Origin of the sequence: Leptolyngbya sp. BL0902, assembly GCF_016403105.1 — a bacterium.
GTDB lineage: Bacteria > Cyanobacteriota > Cyanobacteriia > Phormidesmidales > Phormidesmidaceae > Nodosilinea.
In genome coordinates, this window is sequence record NZ_CP046155.1 from 3,234,138 (window position 1) to 3,255,880 (window position 21,743).

The window sequence follows — 21,743 nt, forward strand, 5'->3', positions numbered from 1 at the left end:
AGAGGCTCAAAATGGTGGTGATATCCTTCGCAAAAAAGATAGAGATGCGCCCTGCCGTTAGAGACGTCACCGGAGCAACGACCCTGCCGCCTAGACCCCAGCAATGGTCATAACGTCTAGCCTTATCAGCGATACTAGCGAGATTTCCGGAAACTGAGCCATTAATATTGAGAAACGTCATGGCAATGGGGATCAGGCCCCGTTGCCCCGTTCGCCTCCCCCGGTTTGACCCACCGCCCCACCGTTGTTTATTCCCCGTAGATCCTATGACCCTCTCCCTTGGCACCCCCCTCACCGAATTGGCCCAGCGTTTGCTTTTGCTGGGGTCGGGCGAGTTGGGGCGCGAGGTAGCCCTGGAGGCTATCCGCCTGGGGCTGGAGGTGATTGCGGTGGATCGCTACGACCACGCCCCCGCCATGGCCCTGGCCCATCGCCGCCACGTCATTGACATGCTGGACGGGGAGGCCCTGCGGCGGGTGATCACCCAAGAGCAGCCCAGCCTGATTGTGCCAGAGGTCGAAGCCATCGCCACCGATACCCTAGTGGCCCTAGAGGCCGAGGGCTGGCGCGTCATCCCCACCGCCCGCGCCACCCAACTCACTATGAACCGCGAGGGCATCCGCCGCCTAGCCGCCGAGGAACTGGGCCTGAAAACTTCCCCCTACCGCTTTGCCGCCACCGAAGCCGAGTACCTGGCCGCCGTGGATGCGGTGGGTCTGCCCTGCGTGGTAAAGCCGATCATGAGCTCCTCCGGCAAGGGCCAAAGCACCGTGCGGTCGGAGGCCGACGTGAAAGCCGCCTGGGCCTATGCCCGCGAAGCCGGACGAGGCAAAAGCGACCGGGTGATCGTGGAAGGGTTCATCCCCTTCGACACCGAAATTACCCTGCTGACGGTGCGGGCCAGCGACGGCACCCACTTCTGCCCCCCCATCGGCCACCGCCAAGAGTCCGGCGACTATCGCGAATCCTGGCAACCCTGTCCCCTCCACCCTGATACCCTGGCCACCTGCCAAGCCATCGCCCGCCAAATCACCGACGCCCTCGGCGGCTGGGGGCTCTTCGGCGTGGAACTGTTCATCGCTGGAGCCCCTAACCAGCCCCAAACCGTCTACTTTAGCGAAGTTAGCCCCCGCCCCCACGACACGGGCATGGTAACGCTGGTCAGCCAACACCAGTCGGAATTTGAACTGCACGTTCGGGCCATCCTGGGCCTACCCATCGGCGAGATCACCCAAATCCAGCCCGGTGCCTCGGCGGTGATCCTCGCCCCCGGCCCCAGCAATGCTCCCCGCTACGAAGGCTTAGAAGCTGCCCTGCAAGTGCCAACCAGCAAAGTTCGCCTCTTTGGCAAACCCACCGCCAGCCCCAACCGCCGCCTCGGCGTGGCCCTTGCCCTGGGCGACACCGTAGAACAGGCCAAGGAACGCGCCATCGCCTGCGCCCAAGAGGTTAAGGTCATCCTATAAATCCAACCCGCCACCGTTGGGGCAAAGAAACCTCGCCCCAAATGCCCTTGAGCCGATGCCACCTGGCATTTTGGCGCACCTTTAACCAGACTTCTGGGCCTTGGGATCGTGTTGTTGTTGAGGAATGGATAGCAATGAAGCGCTAGACATTAGCGATTCATGTCCTGAAACACTTCACTTCTAGCTCGACGGATGGCCTGGTGGCTGGGGTCATTGCGGATTTGCTGGCGCAACGCATCCCGCTGACGAGTGAGGGATCGCCGCTGGGCCTCGTTGGTGGTGTTGCGTAATTGTTGTCGCAGGGCACTGTCTCGCTCTTGCAGTTGGCGCACCCGGTCGGAATAGGGCAACCGTTCTTCAAATTGCCGCCGCAAAGCGTTACGTTCCTGCTCGGTGCGAGCCGAGTCTATCGCCGCCTGTAAGTTTTGCATTTCTCTTAGCAGTTGGTCATTCCCCCGCCGCAGGTTGATGATTCCGTTATCAACCGAGGTAGATCGACGACGATTATTCGGGGCACAAAGGTGTTCTAGGTTGAGTACCGACCCACCCGGCAATTCTGCGTAACACACATAATCCACATTGCCTGTTAGGCTAGCCATTGCCCCAGGGACGACCACCGACCACCCCACCAGACTGACCAAACCGCTCACGACAAACTTTCGCATACTAGACATATCACACCTCCCTCAATGAAGAAATTAAAATAAGTAAGATAGAGAACTCGATCAGTATCAATAGAAGTGCCCATATATCCGCTCTAAACTTAGCCCATTGGGCAAGGATTCCATCGCCCCAAGAGCTTGCTGATTGACTCTTAGGACGACGGAAAAACCGATATTGAGATCTATCCATGGGCTGTAAAGTCAGTGCTAAATTCACCTTACAGCCGTAGGACATAGGCTTAGTTCAGGGGGCAGCTATCTTCCACCCGTTCCCCGTTAAAGTTCACATCAGGATGAGCATAGCTAAGCAGATCGCCAACTGCGTTGAAGGCATCGCCACCATAGTACTGAGGATTATTCAACACATAGCCCAGACTAGGAGTAGTGGTTGCCCCAGCCCGTTGCCCTTGCCGACTCAGGCTAGGTGAGTAACCTATTGCGGTAACGAAAGAATCCGTGGGAGCGTAGTTTACCCAAGAATCATAGTGGTGCGCCTGACGCCAGTAGCCCGGAGAGCACCATTCGCTACTGACTACCACGTCATCTTTGTTCCAGCAAAAGGTAACGTGGCTGATGTCCTTATTATCAAACCCAAACAGCCCGGTATCCGAGGCCGTCTGAGGGGTGTACACCCAAACATTAGCTCCCTGCCCAGCTTTAACAATCACAGCACCAATGGTGTTGCCGGAAGCACTCCAGTTAAAGACCTTGCCGTCACTGCCAGAAATCGTAAGGGTATTGCTATGAACTAGGGTGCCGTCCACATCATAGAAGTTGGCCGTTTCAGTGATATTGGGTGCACCTTCCGCACCACCGTCATCGATTTTCCAACCATAGGTGTAATCACCCTCGAGTTGTGCACATTCAGCACCAGCATTGCCAGAGCTCCAGTTGCTATAAACAACTGGATTAGTAGCGGCTTGAGCCGGACTCACCAGGGGAACTGTGGAGAACACCCCCAAGCCCAGCGCTAAGCCTAGAGCTACACCTTTTTTAGCATGAGACATTTGCATTGTTTTTATTCACTCAAAAATTCGAGAACATAGATACAAGCACAAAACATTGAAACCACGTGTGATCGCTGACGATGAACTATGTTGTGCACGCGCCTAAATATAGACAACTCCAGCCCAAGGCAGAATCATCTAAATCTATATCTTGGTTGATGCAGAAACTCTGAAAGCTAGTTTGGAACGACCAAGCGCAAAGCCAAAACTACCTATCTCGATCTCTAGGACTCCTCGGCAAGTTACTGAGAAGGCTAGTCATTACAACCCACGAAGCGACTACTCATGTTGTTGCGTTTGTTATCTTGGGTACAAAACATAGCACCTACGTATTCTCCCTGACAACTTATCTGTGGTGATTACGGACTTATATTACCTAAATTCGTATAGGTGCATATTTTCAGCTCTTATGGAAGTCTTTTTATAGGTTTTTTGGTCCTATCCTTCCCCTGCGCATTGAGGACATAACGGACAAAAAAGACTATAGCGAGCACTTGAGGCTCATGACATTACTCTGTAGCATCACCCCCAAGAAGGGCTAAAGCAGGTATGGGAATACTTAGAAGAGCATCCATATAATTCATGAAAATCCCAGGAGCCTTAAGGCTTTGAGCCGTGCATTTCGGCATACCCTTAGCCAGACTTCTGGGCCTTGAAATCGTGTTGTTGTTGGGAAATAGTCATGAAGCGCTAGGCATTAGCGATTCATGTCCTGAAACACTTCACTTCTAGCTCGACGGATAGCCTGGTGGCTGGGGTCATTGCGGATTTGCTGGCGCAACGCATCCCGCTGACGAGTGAGGGATCGCCGCTGGGCCTCGTTGGTGGTAGTGCGTAATTGTTGTCGCAGGGCACTGTCTCGCTCTTGCAGTTGGCGCACCCGGTCGGAATAGGGCAAGCGTTCTTCAAATTGCCGCCGCAAAGCGTTACGTTCCTGCTCAGTGCGAGCCGAGTCTATCGCCGCCTGCAAGTTTTGCATTTCTCTTAGCAGTTGGTCATTCCCCCGCCGCAGGTTGATGATTCCGTTATCAACCGAGGTAGATCGACGACGATTATTCGGGGCACAAAGGTGTTCTAGATTTAGCACCGACCCACCCGGCAATTCTGCATAACACACATAATCCACATTGCCTGTTAGGCTAGCCATTGCCCCAGGGACAACCACCGACCACCCCACCAGGCTAACCAAACCGCTCACGACAAACTTTCGCATACTAGACATATCACACCTCCCTCAATGGAAAAATTAAAATAAGTAAGATAGAGAACTCGATCAGTATCAATAGAAGTGCTCACATATCCGCTCTAAACTTAGCCCATTAGGCAAGGATTCCATCGTCCCAAGAGCTTGCTGATTGACTCTTAGGACGACGGAAAACTGATGTTGAGATCTATCCATGGGCTGTAAAGTCAGCGCTAAATTCACCTTACAGCCGTAGGATATAGCCTTAGTCCAGGGGGCAGCTATCTTCTACCCGTTCACCAGTGAAATTCACATCAGGGTGAGCCGCGCTAAGCAGATCGCCAACTGCGTTAAATGCCTCGCCACCGTACACTTGAGGAAGCTGCAACACTTGCAATAGCGTTGGATCAGTAGGAGCATCAACAGTAGTTCTATTGACGGTACGCGGAGGGACATAACCTACTTTTTCGCTGAACAAATCATCTGGGCTAAACCCGGTTGCATCCCAAGAATCAAGATGTTGCGGCTGACGCCAGTAGCCAGGAGAACACCATTCATCACCAACTTCTTCCTCCGGGTTCCAGCAGAAAGTCAGGTTGCTTAAGCCAGCAGGTTTTCCACTAGCATTGATTGGTGATGCTAAGCCAGAATCACCTCTTGTTTGCGGGGTGTACTCATAAACATTGGCAGCATTGCCACCTTTAACAATCACAGCCCCAATGCCAAATGTTGAACTGAAAGCAACAAACTTACCCTCCGTCACTGTAACTTCAATTCCTGACGGGAAGGAAGCATCAAACCCATCATTATAGTTAGCCCTGGCACTAGAAAACTCATATCCTAGTTGCTCACAAGTGACGTTACCACCCGTATCGCCTGAAAATTCTGTAGGCGTAACGCCGCTTGATGATACGGCAGCTAGTGCCGCCGTGGGGCTAGCCAGCATTAAGGCGGCTCCGGCTAATCCTGCAAGTCTTGTTTTTTTCATAGCTCTAAAGGCTCCAAAAATGAGTTTTTACCGAAACGGATTTATCCAACTTCAAACGCCTCTGAAACCTTAGCTAGGAGCCAAGGCTAATCAGTGATCTTAAAAACTGAACATCACTAAGGTGATGATCAAAAACGAACGTAAATCTGCCGATGCTTTCCATTCAAGACAATGGAGAGATCAGCCATCGTGTATTCAACCTGTGTATTGCAAACCCTGAGATATCTTGAGGAACCGCCCAGGGAAGTAGTGATTTAACCCAGAAGATTGGACGGCACCTCAACCGTTGCATGACATTTATTCTATAAGTAGTTTCCCTGAAGACACAAGCCCATGAATTACCATTTTTGGGTGAGCCAGCGTCTCCACCAATCTCGACCCAGCCTAAAAAGCTTGTTGCATAAAGGTTTCAGCTCTTTGGGTAGACACTTAAGAAAGCAAAAAATAGCATAATAATTCGCAACAAAATGCAGGGTACTTAAGTAGAAATACGCTTTCATCTCCCTCTGGGCAAAATTTTCAGGCATTAACCGGGTAATTTGATAGCTATTTAGAATGGCCCCTCAAAAGGCAAGAAAAGTCCAAAAAGTAATCAAGGTATGAAGTGTCTGTGAGCTTGCTGTCCTGCGATCAGCGGGGCAGGCATGACTTGACAAGGATCATGGGAAGTGGTGGGATCGGATATTATGGGTGAAAGTACGTAGGCTTCTCTAGGTTCATGGCCTCAAGGCTTCAGTCAGTAGGATCTGAGGTCATCCTTGCGAACGGAATAGGCCGCTATCCAGGCTCACGCGCTGATGCGGCCTAGGAAATGGGGAATCTGTACGGGAGGATTTGGGGCGGACGCGGCTTTGAGGAGCGTCCGATCAATTATGGAATTTGCCCCTTTTTATCCTAAAAAGCTCGATATAGATCTTAATATATGAACTGGTAAGCTGGAAGCAGCGTTCTGGATTATGGCTACAGAAATGGGCTGAGATGAAGGCTATCTCAAGGTTAAGTCAAATTAATCTTTGATTAACCTTTTGGTTTAAGTAAAATCATTTTTTAAGCGGTTATTATCCAATGAGTGATTCCCTGCAAAAGCAGCTTCGGCATCGTGAAATTTCCCTGGAAGATGCGCTCAAGCAATTTCAGGGCACGACCGATGATTGGTCGGTGACTTGGGTAGATCGGGCGCTGTGCAAGCAGTTTCTTCGGAAAACGAAAAACACCCCTGGATTGCCGCCCATCGTTCCCCTAATTCTTTGGCAGAATTGCTATTATTTGGGGTCGATTTCCCCGCTTAACCAAGAACAACGTCTCAGCCTGGGAGATTGTCTGGGGGCCGACATTAAGGTACTGCCCATTACGGCGGATCACTACCGTCAATGGTTCCGCTACTACAATTCCGAGCACCATCGCAACAGTGCTGAAACCCAGCGCGATCCGCTGACCGGGGAAATTCTACCGGAAAATTTGCAGGAAACCGCCCAACTCCATCTATCCCAGGTGGATGACCAGATTGAGCGGATTAAAACATTGATTTTGAGTGCGTTGCGGAACCGGGCCAGCGATATTCACCTAGAGCCGACGGTGGATGGGCTGCGGGTGCGCTACCGCATTGATGGGATGCTGCGCCAGGTGACGACCTTTCCGGCGGATGTGGGGCGGCGCATGGTGGTGGCCCTGAAGGTGATGTCGGAGATGGACATTGCCGATAGTCGTCGGCCCCAGGATGGCCGCATTGGCGAAAAGTATCAGCTTGGCCAGATGGATTATGGCCTAGACTTGCGGGTGAACACCCTGCCCTGCGTCAGCAGCGTGAAGGGTAAGGCCAGCGAAAAGGCGGTGCTGCGGTTGCTGAAGCAGGATAATTCCTGCACGCCGCTTCAGGAGATTGGCTTTACCCCCACCACCTTTCCGGTGTACCAAAGCTGGCTAGAGCAGCCCCAGGGCATGATTATCCTCACCGGGCCAACGGGGTCGGGCAAAACCAGCACCCTCTACGCCAGCCTGAAGGAAATCGCCACCGATTCGGTGAATGTGGTGACGGTGGAAGACCCGGTGGAATACGTGCTTCCCGGCATTACCCAAACCCAGGTGAACGAGGCGGCGGGGATGACCTTTGCGGCGGGGTTGCGATCCATCCTGCGCCAGGATCCAGACATTATTATGATCGGTGAAATCCGCGATAGTGAAACTGCCGAAACCGCCGTCCGGGCTGCTCTCACCGGGCACCTGGTCTTTACTACCCTGCACACCAACGACGCCATCGGGGCCATCCCTCGCCTGAAGGACATCGGCCCCGACCCCGGCCTGATTAGCGATGCCCTGCTGGGGGTGGTGGCCCAGCGCTTGGTGCGGCGGGTGTGCCCCCACTGTGCCGAACCCTATACCCCTACGGCCCAGGAGCTAGCGATTTTGGGCCTCTCGGTCAGCGAAACCAACACCGAGTCCTTCCGCAAAGGGCGGGGCTGCACCCAATGTTTTGACACGGGCTACCTAGGCCGCGAAGCCCTGATTGAACTGCTGAATGTGGACGACCGAGTCCGCCAAATTATCTACGAAGGCTCCCTCACCCAACTCAACCACTACCTCCACAGCATCGACTATCCCTGCTTCCGGGTGGCGGCCATTGCCAAAGTTGCTGCGGGGGCTACCACCATCGAGGAAATTAAGCGGGTGATTCCCTCCAGCGCGTTGATTCAACGGACGGGCAAATCCCCCCGCGAAGATGTGGGTCTGCGGGCCATTTAGGGGCTTTCCATTGGGGGATTTCTCTGCGGGAGAGTTCTATTCCTATGGGGGGCTTTCTGTTGAGTATTTCATAATGGATCTCAGCGCCCCCGCGTCTGGAGATCATCCATTACCATGGCGACTACATCCGAAGAAGTTTGGCGAATTTTAGGCGAACTGGCAGAGGCCCAAAAGGAGACGGAGCGACGTTTCCAGGAAACCGAGCAACGCTTCCAGAAAACCGATGAGCTATTGAAACAACGCTTTCAGGAAACCGAACGCTTGATGCGTCGCCAAAACCAGCAGTTCAACGAACAGTTGGGCAAACTGGGCAACCGCCTAGGGGAATTTGTGGAATGGCAGGTGCGTCCGGTGGTGGTGCGCTTGTTTCAGGAACGGGGCATTGCCGTCCATGAGTTTTACCCTGGAGCCTCGGCCCAGCGTGATGGAGAGGGCATCGAAATCGACCTGCTGGTTGTAAATTCCACGGAAGCCATCCTGGTGGAAGTGAAAAGCAAACTTACCCAGACCGATGTGGATGAACATTTGGAACGGCTGAGCAAATTTAAGCGGCTGATGCCCCGCTACGGCGATGTCCATGCCATGGGAGCCGTGGCCGGAATGGTGGTGCCCGACGAGGTGGCCCGCTACGCCTATCGACAAGGGCTGTTTGTGATGGCGCAATCGGGGGATAGCGTTGTTATCCTCAACGATGCCACCTTTCAACCCCGTCGTTGGTAATCACACCTAGCGGTAGGATAGGGTAGATCAATGCCAACCCTGCTAGGCAGGGCTTTGATGCGTGGTAGCCATGGCTCGGATATTCCGAGTGGATCGCACAGTCCCCCTAGCCCTCACCCCCAACCCCTCTCCCATACAGGAGAGGGGAGCCGGAAATGCTTCAAAGTCCCTCTCCCAAAGTGGAAGAGGGATTTAGGGTGAGGGCCAACTACATTCAAATTGACCCAACCTCCTATGAAACGACGTTCCTGGTTCCGTTACACCCTGCTTGCCTTCACCGGACTCCTGCTGAGTTGGCTGGTGGCCTGTGGTGGAGGACAACCGAGCGGGTCGGGAACCGGGGCCGATGGCACCCAGGAAGTCGAGTTCTGGACGATGCAGCTCCAGCCAGACTTTACCGATTATTTCAATGAGTTGATCGCCCAGTACGAGAGCGAAAATCCCGGTGTTACCGTGCGCTGGGTGGATGTGCCCTGGGCCGATATGCAGAGCAAAATCCTCACCGCCGTTACTGCTGGCACCGCGCCGGATGTGGTGAACCTCAACCCCGACTTTGCCGCCCAACTGGCTAGCCGCAATGCCTGGTTGCCCCTCGATGACAAAGTGAGCGAGGCAGATCGGGCGGTGTATTTACCCAACATTTGGCAGGCCAATACGCTAAACGGCCAAAGCTTCGGCATTCCCTGGTACCTCACCACCAACGTTACCCTCTACAACCAAACCCTGCTAGAGCAAGCCGGGGTAGAGCCGCCCACCACCTATGCCGAACTGGCGGACGTGGCCCAGGCGGTGAGGGAGAAAACCGGGAAATACGCCTACTTCACCACCTTTGTGCCGGAGGATTCCGCCGATGTGCTGCAATCCTTCGTGCAGATGGGGGTCGAACTGGTGGACGACCAAGGCAAGGCCGCGTTTAATACCCCCGAAGGCAAGGCTGTGTTCCAATACTGGACGGACTTGTACACCAACGACCTACTCCCCAGGGAAGTGCTGACCCAGGGCCACCGTCGCGCCATTGAACTGTTTCAGGCCGGAGAAGTGGCGCTGCTATCTACCGGGGCCGAGTTTTTCCCCACCATCGAAACCAACGCCCCTGATATTGCTGCCGTCACCAGCAGCGCCCCCCAAATTAGCGGCGACACGGGCAAAAAGAACGTGGCCGTGATGAACCTGGTCATCCCCGCCAGCAGCGATGTACCGGAAGCGGCGATTAACTTTGCCCTTTACGTGACCAACGACGCTAACCAACTTGCCTTTGCCCAAGCCGCCAACGTGCTGCCCTCCACCACCGCCGCCCTGCAAGACGACTACTTCCAAGTCAACGACAATGCCGCCCCAGGGGTAGAGCAGGCCCGCTCCGTCAGTGCCGCCCAGATGGGCCAAGCCGAAGTGCTGATTCCCGCCATGGACGGCATCAAACAACTCCAAGCCATCCTCTATGACAACCTGCAAGCCGCCATGCTGGGCCAAAAAACCGTAGACCAAGCCATCACCGATGCCGCCGCCGAGTGGGATGCTCGGTAGGCACGCGCCTTCAGCCCATCGGCCCTCACCCCCAGCCCCTCTCCCACGGGGAGAGGGGGGCCAGAAGGACGCAAAGTTTTTTCCACAGGGCGAGGGATTTAGGATAAGGGCAACTAGGGCAAGCCGGAAGCTAGGCTTGTTTTATCCCGAACTCAGGTTAGCCTCATGCTTTTTCGAGTCTGCTGTAGGACTCTGTGACCTGACTTTCTGTGGCAAAGAAATGGCCAATCAAATACAGCGACCCGCAAAATACTTTGAGCGATGCCGCATCCCTCACCATAGCCGTTAGCCCCTGACGCAGATCAGCGTAGGTGCCACAGTGGGACAGATCGGGACAGACCGCTTTAGCTATCGCCGCCAGTTCTGACGGATCCGCTGACAGGTGTTCCGGCACAGGCACCAAGTACAGGCTGTCCCCCGGTCGCAGCAGGGCTTCAAACACCTCGCGATGATCCTTGGTAGTCAGCATCCCCATCAGCCATGCCACGCCCTGAGTTGCCGTTGGGGTCGTCGTTGGAGACAGCCCATCGGACTTGGCCAACTGAGCATCCACATAGCGGCGCAATACCTGGGCCGCAGCGGGGTTATGGGCACCGTCAATCAGCAGCGGGTGAGCCTGTCCAGCGTCGTCCTGCCAGCGGATCCACTGCAACCGCCCAGGCCATCGAGCCGCCCCCATCCCCTGCACAATCGCCGCATCGGAGATGTCCCACCCCTGCCGCCGCAGTTCCAGCAGCGCCGCCACCGCCAGGGCCGAATTGGTGAGTTGGTGCTCCCCCGGAAAGGGCAGCGGGTAGGTGAGGCTGTCCTGGGTCAGGCTGTCCTGAGCCATTTCGTAGCGGGCCCGATGTTCACCCACGGGCTGGGCTGGATGGGGCCACACCACCGGACAATCCAACTCCGCCAGCCGCGCCTTCACCACTGCCTCCGCCTCTGGGGGCAGCGGCCCAACCACCGCAGGCCGTCCGGGCTTGAGGATACCCGCCTTTTCCCGCGCAATGTCTGCCAGGGTGGGGCCAAGGCGCTGCCAATGCTCCCGGCTGAGGGAGGTAATCACGCTCACCAGGGGCGTTTCGACTACGTTGGTGGCATCCAGCCGCCCGCCTAGGCCCACCTCAATCACCGCCACATCCACCTCAGACTCGGCAAAATACAGCCACGCCGCCGCCGTAAACACCTCAAACTGGGTGGGCGAAGGTTGATCGGGGTCAATGGCAGCAATCACCCGATCCAGCACTCGGCGCAGATCCTCGGCGGCAATGGGCTGATCGTTAATGCAAATACGCTCTCGCCAGCTCACCAAATGGGGCGAGGTATAGCGTCCCACTCGGTAGCCCGCCGCCCCCAGTACCGAAGACAAATAGGCGCAGACCGAACCCTTGCCGTTGCTGCCCGCCACATGGATCATCGGCACCCGCCGCTGGGGATAGCCCAAGGTCCCCAGCAATACCTCGATACGTTCTAAGCCCAGATCCACCCCAAAGCGACCAAAGCCATCGAGGAGTGCCGTAATTTGAGAATCGGCGGTTGTCACGGGCTAGACCTATCCTGTTTAATGCTCAACGGTTTGATCCTACATGGGGCTAATCACCGTTGGAAGCTGAACTGAAGATAAAAAAGACGCAACTCTGGGCTGCGTCTTTTAGTCCACCATGAAAGCCTCAGATCAGATAGCAGATAAAAGCCATTGTGGTTGAGGAAACCCTAGGCCCTGGTTCTTCTGACAATGACTTAGACGGCCTCGGTATTCTTTTCGCCAGTCCGAATCCGAATAATTTCATCCACGGGGCTGACAAAAATCTTGCCGTCCCCAATTTCTCCCGTACGGGCGGCAGAAATGATTTTGTCCACCACAGTATCAACTTGGGCTTCATCCACCACAATTTCAATCTTGAGCTTCTGCAAAAACTCAACGGTGTATTCAGAACCCCGATAGCGCTCGGTCTGGCCCTTCTGACGGCCAAACCCACGCACCTCAGACACCGTCATCCCGACGATGCCCGCGTTGACTAGGGCAATTTTGACTTCATCGAGCTTAAAAGGGCGAATGATAGCTTCTATCTTCTTCATACCTAAACCTAATGTGCTTTGGGCGTTAGCCGCTGACAATCTCAGCCGACCTATGTTTAGCGATCTTGTCCCTCAGAATACTGTATCAAAGGATACTTTTTCAGGAAGTTGGGTTGGGGAACCGATGATTTTCGCTAGCGGGAGGTATTCAACAGCGGTCTCATAATCAAGAATCCAGCCCCGAAAGCGCTTACCACAATCAGCAAAATCGTCGCGGCTAGCCACAGACCGCTCACGTCTGCGTTTCGGCCCTGGCTTTGACCAGGACGAGAAGGCTCTAGGCGTTCCTCGGTGTAGAGCATACGGGGCGGAGGAACGGGCTGTGGACGCTTGGCCTTGGGCTTCATCGCCTTGTTTGGCCCCCGTGCTGCCGGAGCTTTGGCTCCCAGCATTTGCGTAACCTGACTGGTCAGTTGCGAGACACCTCCTAGGGCAAAGCCTGGGCTGCTGCCTTGGGGATCGGGGCGTTCTACCCCTGACGGCGACTCAAAGGCAGGGGTGGGGGGTGGCTCAATGGCAATGGGTTGGAGGGGATAGGTTTTCCCCGATGCAGTATCCCCCGTAACCACCGGGCGACCATCCACCACCTGTTTGAGTTGGGCCGCTGATTCAGCGAACTTCATCATTTCCTGGCGCAGAAATAGATTTTGCTGGCCAAGCTGCTGATTCTGCTGAGTTAGGGAGTCCACGAGGGCCTGGGTAGCCTTAAGTTCCGTGGCCAACTCGCGATAGACCGAGATGGGCACCGAGGGAGCCTGTCGTGAGCCATGACTCCAATCCGCCGCTGCGGCTGGAACCATGGATTCTGAAGAGTAGGAGGCGTTCATAACGGTATCGGCAGCAAGTAACGACAGAGGGTGAAGGGATTAAAATTGGTCTGCCCAAGGGTAAAACAGATCGGAAAAACTGAACCAGTTTTTGTTAGGAATTTCGTGAAGAAAATTATAGGACGCCCTCTCTTCCACAACCTTAGATCGACCGCTTGACCCTAGGCTGACGATCCGGTTCCCAGAGGCACCCACACCTCCACCGACTATCCTAGGGCAGGGGTGAGTGATAGCTATGGCCATAGTGTAGCCCTTTTCCTTCGTCCACAGAAAAGAGCCAATCGTGATGATGACAGTCAAGGACTTCGCGCAACGAGGCCGGGAGTCTTTCCCCAAGGCCCTAGCCCCAGATAGCAGCCAGCGCGACCAAAATAGCTGTGATCCCATAGGCGGCCCCCACTACCTGGGTTTCTGACCATCCGGACAGCTCAAAGTGGTGGTGTAGAGGAGCCATTTTGAATAGACGCTTGCCGATCCCATCGGGGCCTTTCGTGGCCTTGAAGTAGCCCACCTGAAGAATGACAGACATCGTCTCGGCGAAAAAGAGCAGGGTCAGCAGCAGCAGGGCAAAAAGGTTGTGGCTGAGGATTCCCACCGCCCCCAAGGCAGCGCCCAGGGCCAGCGATCCGGTGTCGCCCATGAAGACTTTGGCTGGGTTGCGATTGTGCAGCAGGAAGCCCAGGCAAGCACCGCTCATTGCGGCACAAAACACCATCAGGTCGGGGTGAGTCGGGGCTGTTACCAGGGCCAAACCCCAAAAGGCGATGGCTCCGGTGCCGCCCATGAGCCCATCTAGGCCATCGGTTAGGTTGGTGGCGTTACTTTCGGCCACTAGCACAAACCCGGCCAAGGGCCAAAACAGCAGTCCTAGGGGCAGCGCTAAACCTAGGGGTAAGGCGACCGTCGTCACCGAGGCGGGCTGACTGGTCATCACCCATAGGCAAAACAGCACGGCCAGGGCAATTTGTAGAAAGAGTTTAGTTTTGGGTGTGATGCCTTGGTTAGACCGCAGCCGCAGCACTTGCCAGTCATCCAACCAGCCAATGGCACCGTAGGCTAGGGTGAGGGCCGAGACCGCCAGCACGGCCTGAGAAAAACCCGTAGCCAGTAGCGCCACCGCCACCGCCACAGGAACAAAGAAAATACCCCCCATCGTAGGGGTTCCGGCTTTCTTTAGGTGTCCCTGGGGGCCTTCTTGACGAATAAACTGCCCCGTTTTGAAGGCGCGTAGCAGGGGCACCACCCAGTAGCCCAGCAGGCCGCTAGCTGCCGCCGCTAGAAGCAAAGGAACGGTTATCGATGCCCCCAAGCCGTAGCCATGACCAAGGCTGGCATCAACCACAATGGAGGCGGATCCTAGGCTAGCTATGAGAATCCACAGCATGGCCTTGCCATTGAGGCCAGCCCCCCCTGAGGCGAAAAATTTCGCGTCCACGATAATTCCTCAACATTGCGTCACACCACACACCACAGGAGTCTACTGGAGAATCTTCCCCTTGGCTAGTCATGGGCGGTGGAAATTAGTCAGGAAGTGTAGGGGATAATAGCCGACTGGCGCTTAACCGTTACAAGACTTAATGGGCTAGAGGGGTCTCAGGAACCTCAAGGTTAGTCGTCATCATCGAGGGCCAGATCGCTGTCGTCGTCGTCATCCTCGAAGCTGTCATCACCACCCATAAGATCTGAGATCTCTTCACTCTCAGCCTCATCCGGGAAGTTTTCGATGGGTTCGCGAGTGCGAAGGCGGCCAATGCCCTCTAGCCAAGCCAAAATCGATGACTCGCCAGAGGAGGGCAGAATCGGAGCCTTAGCGCTGCGAGGCACCTGCCGGAGAGATGGGTTGTAATTCGGGTTGGACATGGGCAAGCCAAATAGATAGGAGTTGGGCGGGTTGTGGGAACAACTGTCAGCCTTTCATTATAGCAGGGCATTCCCGGTGCAATAGGGGTCAGGCGGGTGAGCCGATCTCCCCGACTCGCCCAGAGGGTCTAGAATCCTCCAGGGAGGAAGGCTGGGTCGTTTTCGCCTATGATGCGGAGGACGGTTCACGACGAACACCATGCTGGGCAAAGCTGAATTACTCGAAGCTATCGCTCCCCTCAATCGGGGGATTCGCGCCACCGCTGCGGATCGCCTCATGGTGGAAGCAGCGGCGGTTCGCCTAGAGGAGCGCAACCCAACTGCTCACCCCCTCACGGCAACACCTCGTCTGGAGGGCGACTGGCGCTTGCTCTACACCACCAGCCGGGAATTACTCAACCTTGACCGCCTGCCCTTGGCGTCCCTAGGCTCCATCTATCAGTGCATTCGCCTTCAGGAAGGCCGGATTTACAACGTGGCCGAGGTGGCTGGCCCGCCGCTGCTATCTGGGCTAGTGGCGGTGGCGGCCCGTCTAGAGCCCGTGTCGGATCGGCGGGTGAACGTCCGATTTGAGCGCGGTGTGTTGGGGCTTCAAAATCGGCTGAATTACCAATCTCCCAGCCAATTTATTGCCACCCTAACCACCACTCGTCGATTCTCCCTGCTCCAGGGCATTGACTTTCCTATCCAGGCTGAGCGCCAGTCTGGCTGGCTCGAAGTTACCTACCTCGACGACGACCTACGGATTAGTCGCGGCAACCAAGGCAGTCTTTTTATTCTCAGGAAGGGCTAACGTCCGGTCTCGTATCCCATCCAACCCCATACCCCCGATTTGCAAACGGTAGAACCTAGGGTGCATTCGTGGCCAATGCAATCAGCCTAATTATCCCTAAAAACTACGAAGGGGAAGGCTTAGTGAACCTACCCCTTGCTGTGCCGTGACTTTGGGCCATCAATCATCCCTAGAACTGGATCAACCAGGGACGAGGTAAGACCGTCTCTCGGTAAAACCGCGTTGGCTTAGCCCTGGAGAACGCTGGCAACGATCTGGGTTTGGTCGCCTGCAACGATGGCCCCTTCAGGCAGGTTGAGGTCAGCCACCGTGAGGTTATCGCCGACCCGAAGCCCAGAGACATCAACGTTGATCACCTCAGGGATATCAACCGCCTTACACTTGACGGTGACTTCATTCACCTCAGTGTTGAGAACGCCGCCGTCGTCCTTGACCCCGATGGGCTCACCGACAAAGTTCAGGGTAACGCCGACTTCCACGGCATCCTGGGCTTGGACAGCAAAAAAGCTGAGGTGATACACCAACTGCTTCCAAGGGTGGGATTGAACTTCCCGCAGCAGGGCTTTGCCGCTCCAGGGGAGGTCGGGCACATTGATGTCGATCATGGTGTTGTTGATCGCCACCTTCCGCAGCAGTAGATCAGCGGACTTCTGATCTAGGGTCAGCCCCACCGATTCGGTGCCGTTGTGGCCGTAGAGAACAGCCGGGAGCAGCCCTTCACGCCGCAGAGCATTGGGCTTTGCCTTGGGATCCCGTGCCTTACATTCAATCGTCAGTTCCATAGCCAATCTCCCCCGTAGGTAATCTAGATAATGAACAAAAGGTACAAAACAGGCGGCGCAACCCTAGCTGGCGGCCTCGCCATTTTCATAGAGCAAGGCTCGCTTTGGCCCGTGGATGGGATCTTCCACAATGATGGTTTGATCGCGACTGGCTCCCAAGGACACAATGGCAATGGGCACCTCCATCAGTTCGGCGAGGAACTTGAGGTAGTCTAGAGCCGCCTTGGGCAGATCACTCAGCGACCGACAGTGATCCGTCGGCTGCTTCCACCCCGGCAGGGTTTTGTAGATGGGCTTGCAGCGGGCAAAGGCGTTGGCACTACCCGGCAGTTCTTCACATCGCTCCCCATCTAGCTCATAGGCCACGCAAACCTGGATTTCATCGGCATCGTCAAGGACGTCTAGCTTGGTGATCGCTAAACAGTCAAGGCCGTTAATCCGTACGGCATAGCGACCAATGACCGCATCAAACCAGCCGCAGCGGCGCTGCCGCCCCGTTGTGGTGCCAAACTCAGCCCCCCGTGAGCAGAGTTGTTCCCCCACACCACAGGTAAGTTCTGTGGGGAAGGGGCCTTCACCGACGCGGGTGGTATAGGCTTTGGCCACGCCAATCACCCGATCAATGACGGTGGGGCCAATGCCCGTGCCGATGCAGGCTCCCCCCGCCACCGGATTGGAGGAGGTGACGTAGGGGTAGGTGCCGTGGTCGAGGTCGAGCAGGGTGCCCTGGGCTCCTTCAAACAAGACGTTTTTCCGCTCGCGGATGGCGCGGTAGACGTGGAGGGAGCTGTCGATGACGTGGGGACGCAGGCGTTCGGCGTACTCGATGTATTCCTCGATCACCGTAGCGGGATCGAGGGGCTCCAGGTCGTAGAGCTTCTCAAGAATGCCGTTTTTATACTGAATGGTCCATTCCAACTGCTCGCGCAGCTTGGCGTAGTCCAGCAGGTCAATGATGCGGATGCCGATACGCTCGGATTTATCAGCATAGGTGGGGCCAATGCCGCGCTTGGTGGTGCCGATTTTGTTGGTGCCCCGACGCTCCTCCGCTGCCTGATCGATCAGGCGATGGTAGGGCATGGTGACATGGGCCGCGTTGGAAATGAAGAGGTTTTGGGTAGAAATGCCCAGGTCAGCGAGCTTATCGAGCTCTGCGATGAGTGCTTTGGGGTCAATAACGGTTCCGCTCCCAATCACGCATTCCGTATCGGGGTAGAGGATGCCGGAGGGAATTAGGTGCAGCTTGAAGGTCTGATCCTTGACAACGACGGTGTGCCCCGCGTTCACCCCGCCCTGATAGCGCACAACCACATCCGCTGAGCGGCTCAGCAGGTCAGTGATTTTGCCCTTTCCTTCGTCGCCCCATTGGGCACCAATTACTACAACGTTTGCCAAGGGAATCTAGACTCTTAAGTTCACACAAATTCCCATTATCGTTAGCGGCCCCCACCTGTGTCAAGATTTTCGTGGAGAAGTTTCAGAATCTAGGCATTCTAAGGGTCGGCTAGACCGTCCAGGCATTCCAGCCCCGAACGGATCCAGCTAGCCCAGTTCTCCCTAGCCTGCGGTAGCGGCTTTGTAAGCGGCCCAGCCGCCGTACTCCGAAATGTCGGGCCAGCCATGCTCATCAATCAGCGCCTTGGGGTACAAAAAGGCCGTGGCGGTGCCCCCATCAGCGAGCTGCACGGTTTGGGGATACATGTGGGGCGGTTCGTTATCTTTCAGGTAGGTGTACTGATCGGGGGTCATGGCGTAGAGTTCGCCGGGGATGGAAATGCCCCCATCGCCAATTTCGTAGATACCAGGGTGCCAGCCGTCTTTCACAGCGTGCAGGCGGTAGATGGGAGCGGTCTGAGCTTCTCCCAAGAAGGTGGCGTCCTGAAGATTTTGGTTGTCGGGTTGTCCGCGCAGGGCGGATCCGCAGATAAAAACAGTAATGGATTCGGATGGCTGGGTCATGGCAACCTCGTAACTCGTAATAGGTGTTCCTGCTGGGTCGTGTTGGCGGGGTTTGGGCGCACAGGCAGGCTTCACCGGAAACGTCCCCCGTATCCAAACAGGGCCCAGCTTAAACCTATCACTTAAACCGAAGCTCCCTGCCTACCTAAATCACTCGACCACTGGGCTCTAGGAGCCCTAGGCGATAGGTGCTGTCCGTTAGCGTCAGCAGGGTGTCGTCGCCCCGACGGGCCAGCTTAGCGGTAATGTCTAGCAGTCTAGCCGCGTCTTGATCCTGTTTAAAGATGCTGTAGTAGCGGTTGCGGTAGGCGATGGCGTCAAGGGGCTTAGCCACATCCGGTACCTGGATTTGGCAGAGTTGGTAAGCCTGGGGGTCGATGAGCAGCAGGCAGTTCTTCGGGCCAAAGACAGGGTAGATCCGGTGGCCGGGCTGGCGAGCAGGAGGGGCATACTGGGCCTGGGGCTCGTAGGCCCAAATGGCATAGCCCTGCTTGGTGAGGGTAATGGCAACTTTGTCGTCCCGCTTGCCCAGGCGGGCCACGATGTCGAGGAGCTTGTTGGGGTCGCCTACCACCTTAAAGAAGCTATAGAACTGGTTGTCTACGTACACCGCTGAAAGTCGATGGTCCACATCGGCCGCCCAGATATGGCAAGGCGTATAGAGATCCCGTTCAAAGAGGAACTTACATTCGATGGCATGGGCTGGAGAATCGGCAAGAGCCGTGAGGGAGTCAAGGGGAGAGGGCACGGGCGTAGGGAAGGTAGAGCGATAGATCACGATCAGAACCGAGGCTGAGCCCCAGATGCGGGGTGGATCGCCCCTACCATGGAAGAGGCAGCGGGATTTTCCAACCCTGAAATAACGGATTTTCGTCTCGCGAAGAAATAACGCGTCGGGAAAAATTACTGAGATCGCTAGCGTCTAGTGTACTGACTTTATTTTCTATGGAGAGTGCGGATCCACACCTTTTTTGTCCTTTCTGTCTGGCTGAGGCCACAGTCCGGCTAAAACCCGGTTTCCCCTCGGTGCCGCCGCCCTGAGGCGAGTCAATTCCTGATATGGTGGGAGTAAACGCCCTTACAGTCCCTATGGTTGCCACGGTAGATTCTCCGATTCCAGTTGTGTTTCCCCTCGCGGCGGTGGTTGAGCAGGGGGCGATCAAAATGGCGCTGCTCCTGGCGGCGGTGGATCCAACCTTGGGAGGAGTAGTCATCGCTGGGCGACGGGGAACGGCCAAGTCGGTGATGGCGCGGGCACTCCACCAGCTCTTGCCCCCCATTGAAGTGGTGGATGGATCCTGCTGCAACGCTGACCCCACCGATGCCCGCCTGTGGGACGACCAAACCCAGGCCCGCTTTCCGGCTGGGGAGGCCACCGTTGACCTGCCCACGCGGGTGGTTCCGGCTCCCTTCATCCAGGTGCCCCTGGGTGTCACCGAAGACCGACTGCTGGGGTCTGTGGACGTGGCTAAGTCCATTCAGGCGGGAGAAAGTGTGTTCTTGCCCGGTCTGTTGGCAGAGGCTAACCGGGGCGTGTTGTATGTGGACGAAATCAATCTTCTCGACGACCAGATTGCCAACCTGCTCCTCGCCGCCCTGACGGATCGGCGCAACCAGCTTGAGCGGGAGGGTATGAGTTTTCAGCACCCCTGCGCCCCTCTGCTGATTGCCACCTACAACCCCGAAGAAGGGCCGCTGCGGGAGCACTTGCTGGATCGCATTGCCATTGCCCTGTCGGCGGACGGCGCGATGACCCTCGACAATCGGGTGACGGTGGTCGATCAAACCAGCCGCTATGCCTCAGATGCCCAAGCTTTCTTGGCCGAGTACGCCGACGAAATTGATGCCCTCAGAACCCAGATCATCCTGGCACGGGAGTGGCTGAAGGAAGTCACCATCAGCCGCGAGCAGGTGCAATACCTGGTGACAGAAGCCCTGCGTGGCGGCATTCAGGGCCATCGAGCCGAAATCTTCGCGGTGCGGGTGGCCAAGGCCCACGCAGCCCTAGAGGGGCGGGCGGAGGTGAACGCCGATGACCTACGGGTGGCCGTAGAGCTGGTGATTGTACCCCGTTCTCAGATGCCCCAAGATTTACCGCCAGAGGAAGCGCCGCCGCCGCCGCCACCACCCCAAACCAATCCAGAGGATAACGATCCCCAGGATCAGCAGGAGGATCAGGACAATCAGGAAGACGAAGACGAGGACGAGCCCGACAACGACGAGGAAGAGGCTCCTCCCAGCATCCCCGAAGAGTTTGTGTTTGATCCAGAGGGGGTGATCCTCGATCCCTCCATGCTGGTGTTTGCCCAAACCATGAGCCGTCAGGGCAAGTCGGGTCGCCAAAGTTTAGTGTTTTCCGATGAGCGGGGGCGCTACATCAAGCCCTTTCTGCCCCAAGGCCCGGTGCGCCGCATTGCCGTCGATGCCACCCTGCGGGCCGCTGCCCCCTACCAAAAGTCGCGGCGGGAGCGCCAGCCCCATCGGCGGGTGGTGGTGGAATCGGGCGATATTCGAGCCAAGCGTTTGGCACGGCGGGCGGGTTCGCTGATTATCTTTGTGGTGGATGCTTCGGGGTCTATGGCCCTCAACCGGATGCAGTCGGCCAAGGGTGCGGTGCTGAATTTGCTCACCGAAGCCTACCAAAACCGCGACCAGGTGGCCCTAATTCCCTTTCGGGGGGAGCAGGCGGAGGTCTTGCTGCCCCCCACCCGATCCATCGCCATGGCCCGCCGTCGCCTAGAGCGCATGCCCTGCGGGGGTGGATCGCCCCTGGCCCACGGCCTCACCCAGGCGGTGCGGGTGGGCACCAATGCCCAGCAGTCGGGCGATATCGGCAACGTCGTTATTGTTGCCATCACCGATGGTCGAGGCAATATTCCCCTGGCCCGCTCCCTCGGTGAGACCCTCGATGCGGAGGAAAAACCGGACATCAAGCAGGAGTTGCTAGATATCGCCGCCCGGATTCGCAGTATTGGCCACCAGCTTTTAATTATTGATACCGAACGTAAGTTTGTGTCTACGGGCTTTGGCAAGGAATTGGCTAGAACCGCTGGTGGACGCTACTATCAATTACCAAAGGCTACCGATCAGGCGATTGCCGCCATGGCGCGGGGGGCCATCGCTGATATGAAGACTGGGTAAATTCCGGTAACTTTGGGGGGTT

General features: G+C 56.3%; 19 protein-coding genes. 6 read left to right on the forward strand and 13 right to left on the reverse strand.

Annotation, left to right across the window (positions count from 1 at the left end; genetic code table 11):
- Window positions 1–266 precede the first annotated feature (266 nt).
- Window positions 267–1,466 (forward strand): formate-dependent phosphoribosylglycinamide formyltransferase, encoded by a 1,200-nt coding sequence (gene purT / locus GFS31_RS14315; protein ID WP_198805454.1) that lies wholly within the window; start codon window positions 267–269, stop codon window positions 1,464–1,466.
- A gap of 149 nt (window positions 1,467–1,615) precedes the next feature.
- Here purT and GFS31_RS14320 read toward each other — a convergent pair whose 3' ends face one another.
- The 4 genes from GFS31_RS14320 to GFS31_RS14335 all read right to left on the reverse strand — a co-directional run bounded on the left by GFS31_RS14320 (window position 1,616) and on the right by GFS31_RS14335 (window position 5,306).
- Window positions 1,616–2,140 (reverse strand): hypothetical protein, encoded by a 525-nt coding sequence (locus GFS31_RS14320; protein WP_198805456.1) that lies wholly within the window; start codon window positions 2,138–2,140, stop codon window positions 1,616–1,618.
- A gap of 227 nt (window positions 2,141–2,367) precedes the next feature.
- Complete coding sequence (locus GFS31_RS14325) at window positions 2,368–3,141, reverse strand: hypothetical protein (RefSeq protein WP_198805457.1); 774 nt, start codon at window positions 3,139–3,141, stop codon at window positions 2,368–2,370.
- 691 nt (window positions 3,142–3,832) lie between these two features.
- Entirely contained in the window at window positions 3,833–4,357 is a 525-nt protein-coding gene (locus GFS31_RS14330) for a hypothetical protein (RefSeq protein ID WP_198805458.1), read from the reverse strand.
- 226 nt (window positions 4,358–4,583) lie between these two features.
- Window positions 4,584–5,306, reverse strand: coding sequence for a hypothetical protein (locus GFS31_RS14335; protein WP_198805460.1), 723 nt, complete (start codon window positions 5,304–5,306; stop codon window positions 4,584–4,586).
- A 1,065-nt stretch (window positions 5,307–6,371) separates the two neighbouring features.
- Here GFS31_RS14335 and GFS31_RS14340 point away from each other — a divergent pair.
- From GFS31_RS14340 to GFS31_RS14350, 3 genes are all read left to right on the forward strand, one after another.
- Window positions 6,372–8,045 (forward strand): GspE/PulE family protein, encoded by a 1,674-nt coding sequence (locus GFS31_RS14340; protein ID WP_198805462.1) that lies wholly within the window; start codon window positions 6,372–6,374, stop codon window positions 8,043–8,045.
- Window positions 8,046–8,159: 114 nt separating this feature from the next.
- Window positions 8,160–8,765: a DUF3782 domain-containing protein gene (locus GFS31_RS14345; protein WP_198805463.1), complete on the forward strand. Its 606-nt coding sequence runs from the start codon at window positions 8,160–8,162 to the stop codon at window positions 8,763–8,765.
- A 234-nt stretch (window positions 8,766–8,999) separates the two neighbouring features.
- Window positions 9,000–10,289, forward strand: a complete 1,290-nt coding sequence (locus tag GFS31_RS14350; RefSeq protein ID WP_198805465.1) for an ABC transporter substrate-binding protein — start codon at window positions 9,000–9,002, stop codon at window positions 10,287–10,289.
- Between the two features lie 163 nt (window positions 10,290–10,452).
- Here the strand turns inward: GFS31_RS14350 and GFS31_RS14355 are convergent, their stop codons facing one another.
- From GFS31_RS14355 to GFS31_RS14375, 5 genes are all read right to left on the reverse strand, one after another.
- Window positions 10,453–11,823, reverse strand: coding sequence for a bifunctional folylpolyglutamate synthase/dihydrofolate synthase (locus tag GFS31_RS14355; protein ID WP_198805466.1), 1,371 nt, complete (start codon window positions 11,821–11,823; stop codon window positions 10,453–10,455).
- A 197-nt stretch (window positions 11,824–12,020) separates the two neighbouring features.
- Window positions 12,021–12,359, reverse strand: coding sequence for a P-II family nitrogen regulator (locus GFS31_RS14360; protein WP_198805468.1), 339 nt, complete (start codon window positions 12,357–12,359; stop codon window positions 12,021–12,023).
- Window positions 12,360–12,493: 134 nt separating this feature from the next.
- Complete coding sequence (locus GFS31_RS14365; RefSeq protein ID WP_198805470.1) at window positions 12,494–13,186, reverse strand: hypothetical protein; 693 nt, start codon at window positions 13,184–13,186, stop codon at window positions 12,494–12,496.
- A gap of 340 nt (window positions 13,187–13,526) precedes the next feature.
- A complete protein-coding gene (mraY, locus tag GFS31_RS14370) occupies window positions 13,527–14,621 on the reverse strand; it encodes a phospho-N-acetylmuramoyl-pentapeptide-transferase (RefSeq protein ID WP_225907432.1) in 1,095 nt (364 codons plus the stop codon).
- Window positions 14,622–14,794: 173 nt separating this feature from the next.
- Window positions 14,795–15,046 carry a DUF3134 domain-containing protein gene (locus GFS31_RS14375; RefSeq protein WP_198805471.1) on the reverse strand — a complete coding sequence of 84 codons (252 nt, stop codon included), beginning with the start codon at window positions 15,044–15,046 and terminating at the stop codon, window positions 14,795–14,797.
- Between the two features lie 199 nt (window positions 15,047–15,245).
- Here GFS31_RS14375 and GFS31_RS14380 point away from each other — a divergent pair, with 199 nt between their 5' ends.
- Window positions 15,246–15,839 (forward strand): PAP/fibrillin family protein, encoded by a 594-nt coding sequence (locus tag GFS31_RS14380; protein ID WP_198805472.1) that lies wholly within the window; start codon window positions 15,246–15,248, stop codon window positions 15,837–15,839.
- A gap of 227 nt (window positions 15,840–16,066) precedes the next feature.
- On the opposite strand, the gene GFS31_RS14385 is transcribed toward GFS31_RS14380, so the two are convergent.
- The 4 genes from GFS31_RS14385 to GFS31_RS14400 all read right to left on the reverse strand — a co-directional run bounded on the left by GFS31_RS14385 (window position 16,067) and on the right by GFS31_RS14400 (window position 19,328).
- Window positions 16,067–16,621, reverse strand: a complete 555-nt coding sequence (locus GFS31_RS14385; protein WP_198805474.1) for a 50S ribosomal protein L25/general stress protein Ctc — start codon at window positions 16,619–16,621, stop codon at window positions 16,067–16,069.
- Window positions 16,622–16,684: 63 nt separating this feature from the next.
- Window positions 16,685–18,016, reverse strand: a complete 1,332-nt coding sequence (locus tag GFS31_RS14390; RefSeq protein WP_198805476.1) for an adenylosuccinate synthase — start codon at window positions 18,014–18,016, stop codon at window positions 16,685–16,687.
- Between the two features lie 162 nt (window positions 18,017–18,178).
- Window positions 18,179–18,580 (reverse strand): gamma-glutamylcyclotransferase, encoded by a 402-nt coding sequence (locus GFS31_RS14395; RefSeq protein ID WP_198805477.1) that lies wholly within the window; start codon window positions 18,578–18,580, stop codon window positions 18,179–18,181.
- Between the two features lie 145 nt (window positions 18,581–18,725).
- On the reverse strand, window positions 18,726–19,328 hold the full coding sequence (locus GFS31_RS14400) for a hypothetical protein (RefSeq protein WP_198805479.1): 603 nt from the start codon (window positions 19,326–19,328) through the stop codon (window positions 18,726–18,728).
- A 341-nt stretch (window positions 19,329–19,669) separates the two neighbouring features.
- Between GFS31_RS14400 and bchD the strand changes: the two genes are divergently transcribed.
- Window positions 19,670–21,721, forward strand: coding sequence for a magnesium chelatase ATPase subunit D (bchD, locus tag GFS31_RS14405; protein WP_198805480.1), 2,052 nt, complete (start codon window positions 19,670–19,672; stop codon window positions 21,719–21,721).
- Window positions 21,722–21,743 lie beyond the last annotated feature (22 nt).

What these genes read in the sequence shown, in the direction of transcription:
- GFS31_RS14345 (WP_198805463.1), top strand. Translation starts at nt 8,160, where the DNA reads ATGGCGACTACATCCGAAGAAGTTTGGCGAATTTTAGGCGAACTGGCA.
- GFS31_RS14340 (WP_198805462.1), top strand. Translation starts at nt 6,372, where the DNA reads ATGAGTGATTCCCTGCAAAAGCAGCTTCGGCATCGTGAAATTTCCCTG.
- GFS31_RS14360 (WP_198805468.1), bottom strand. Translation starts at nt 12,359, where the DNA reads ATGAAGAAGATAGAAGCTATCATTCGCCCTTTTAAGCTCGATGAAGTC.
- purT (WP_198805454.1), top strand. Translation starts at nt 267, where the DNA reads ATGACCCTCTCCCTTGGCACCCCCCTCACCGAATTGGCCCAGCGTTTG.
- GFS31_RS14375 (WP_198805471.1), bottom strand. Translation starts at nt 15,046, where the DNA reads ATGTCCAACCCGAATTACAACCCATCTCTCCGGCAGGTGCCTCGCAGC.
- GFS31_RS14380 (WP_198805472.1), top strand. Translation starts at nt 15,246, where the DNA reads ATGCTGGGCAAAGCTGAATTACTCGAAGCTATCGCTCCCCTCAATCGG.
- GFS31_RS14320 (WP_198805456.1), bottom strand. Translation starts at nt 2,140, where the DNA reads ATGTCTAGTATGCGAAAGTTTGTCGTGAGCGGTTTGGTCAGTCTGGTG.
- GFS31_RS14395 (WP_198805477.1), bottom strand. Translation starts at nt 18,580, where the DNA reads ATGACCCAGCCATCCGAATCCATTACTGTTTTTATCTGCGGATCCGCC.
- GFS31_RS14335 (WP_198805460.1), bottom strand. Translation starts at nt 5,306, where the DNA reads ATGAAAAAAACAAGACTTGCAGGATTAGCCGGAGCCGCCTTAATGCTG.
- GFS31_RS14330 (WP_198805458.1), bottom strand. Translation starts at nt 4,357, where the DNA reads ATGTCTAGTATGCGAAAGTTTGTCGTGAGCGGTTTGGTTAGCCTGGTG.
- GFS31_RS14350 (WP_198805465.1), top strand. Translation starts at nt 9,000, where the DNA reads ATGAAACGACGTTCCTGGTTCCGTTACACCCTGCTTGCCTTCACCGGA.
- bchD (WP_198805480.1), top strand. Translation starts at nt 19,670, where the DNA reads ATGGTTGCCACGGTAGATTCTCCGATTCCAGTTGTGTTTCCCCTCGCG.
- GFS31_RS14385 (WP_198805474.1), bottom strand. Translation starts at nt 16,621, where the DNA reads ATGGAACTGACGATTGAATGTAAGGCACGGGATCCCAAGGCAAAGCCC.
- GFS31_RS14325 (WP_198805457.1), bottom strand. Translation starts at nt 3,141, where the DNA reads ATGCAAATGTCTCATGCTAAAAAAGGTGTAGCTCTAGGCTTAGCGCTG.
- GFS31_RS14365 (WP_198805470.1), bottom strand. Translation starts at nt 13,186, where the DNA reads ATGAACGCCTCCTACTCTTCAGAATCCATGGTTCCAGCCGCAGCGGCG.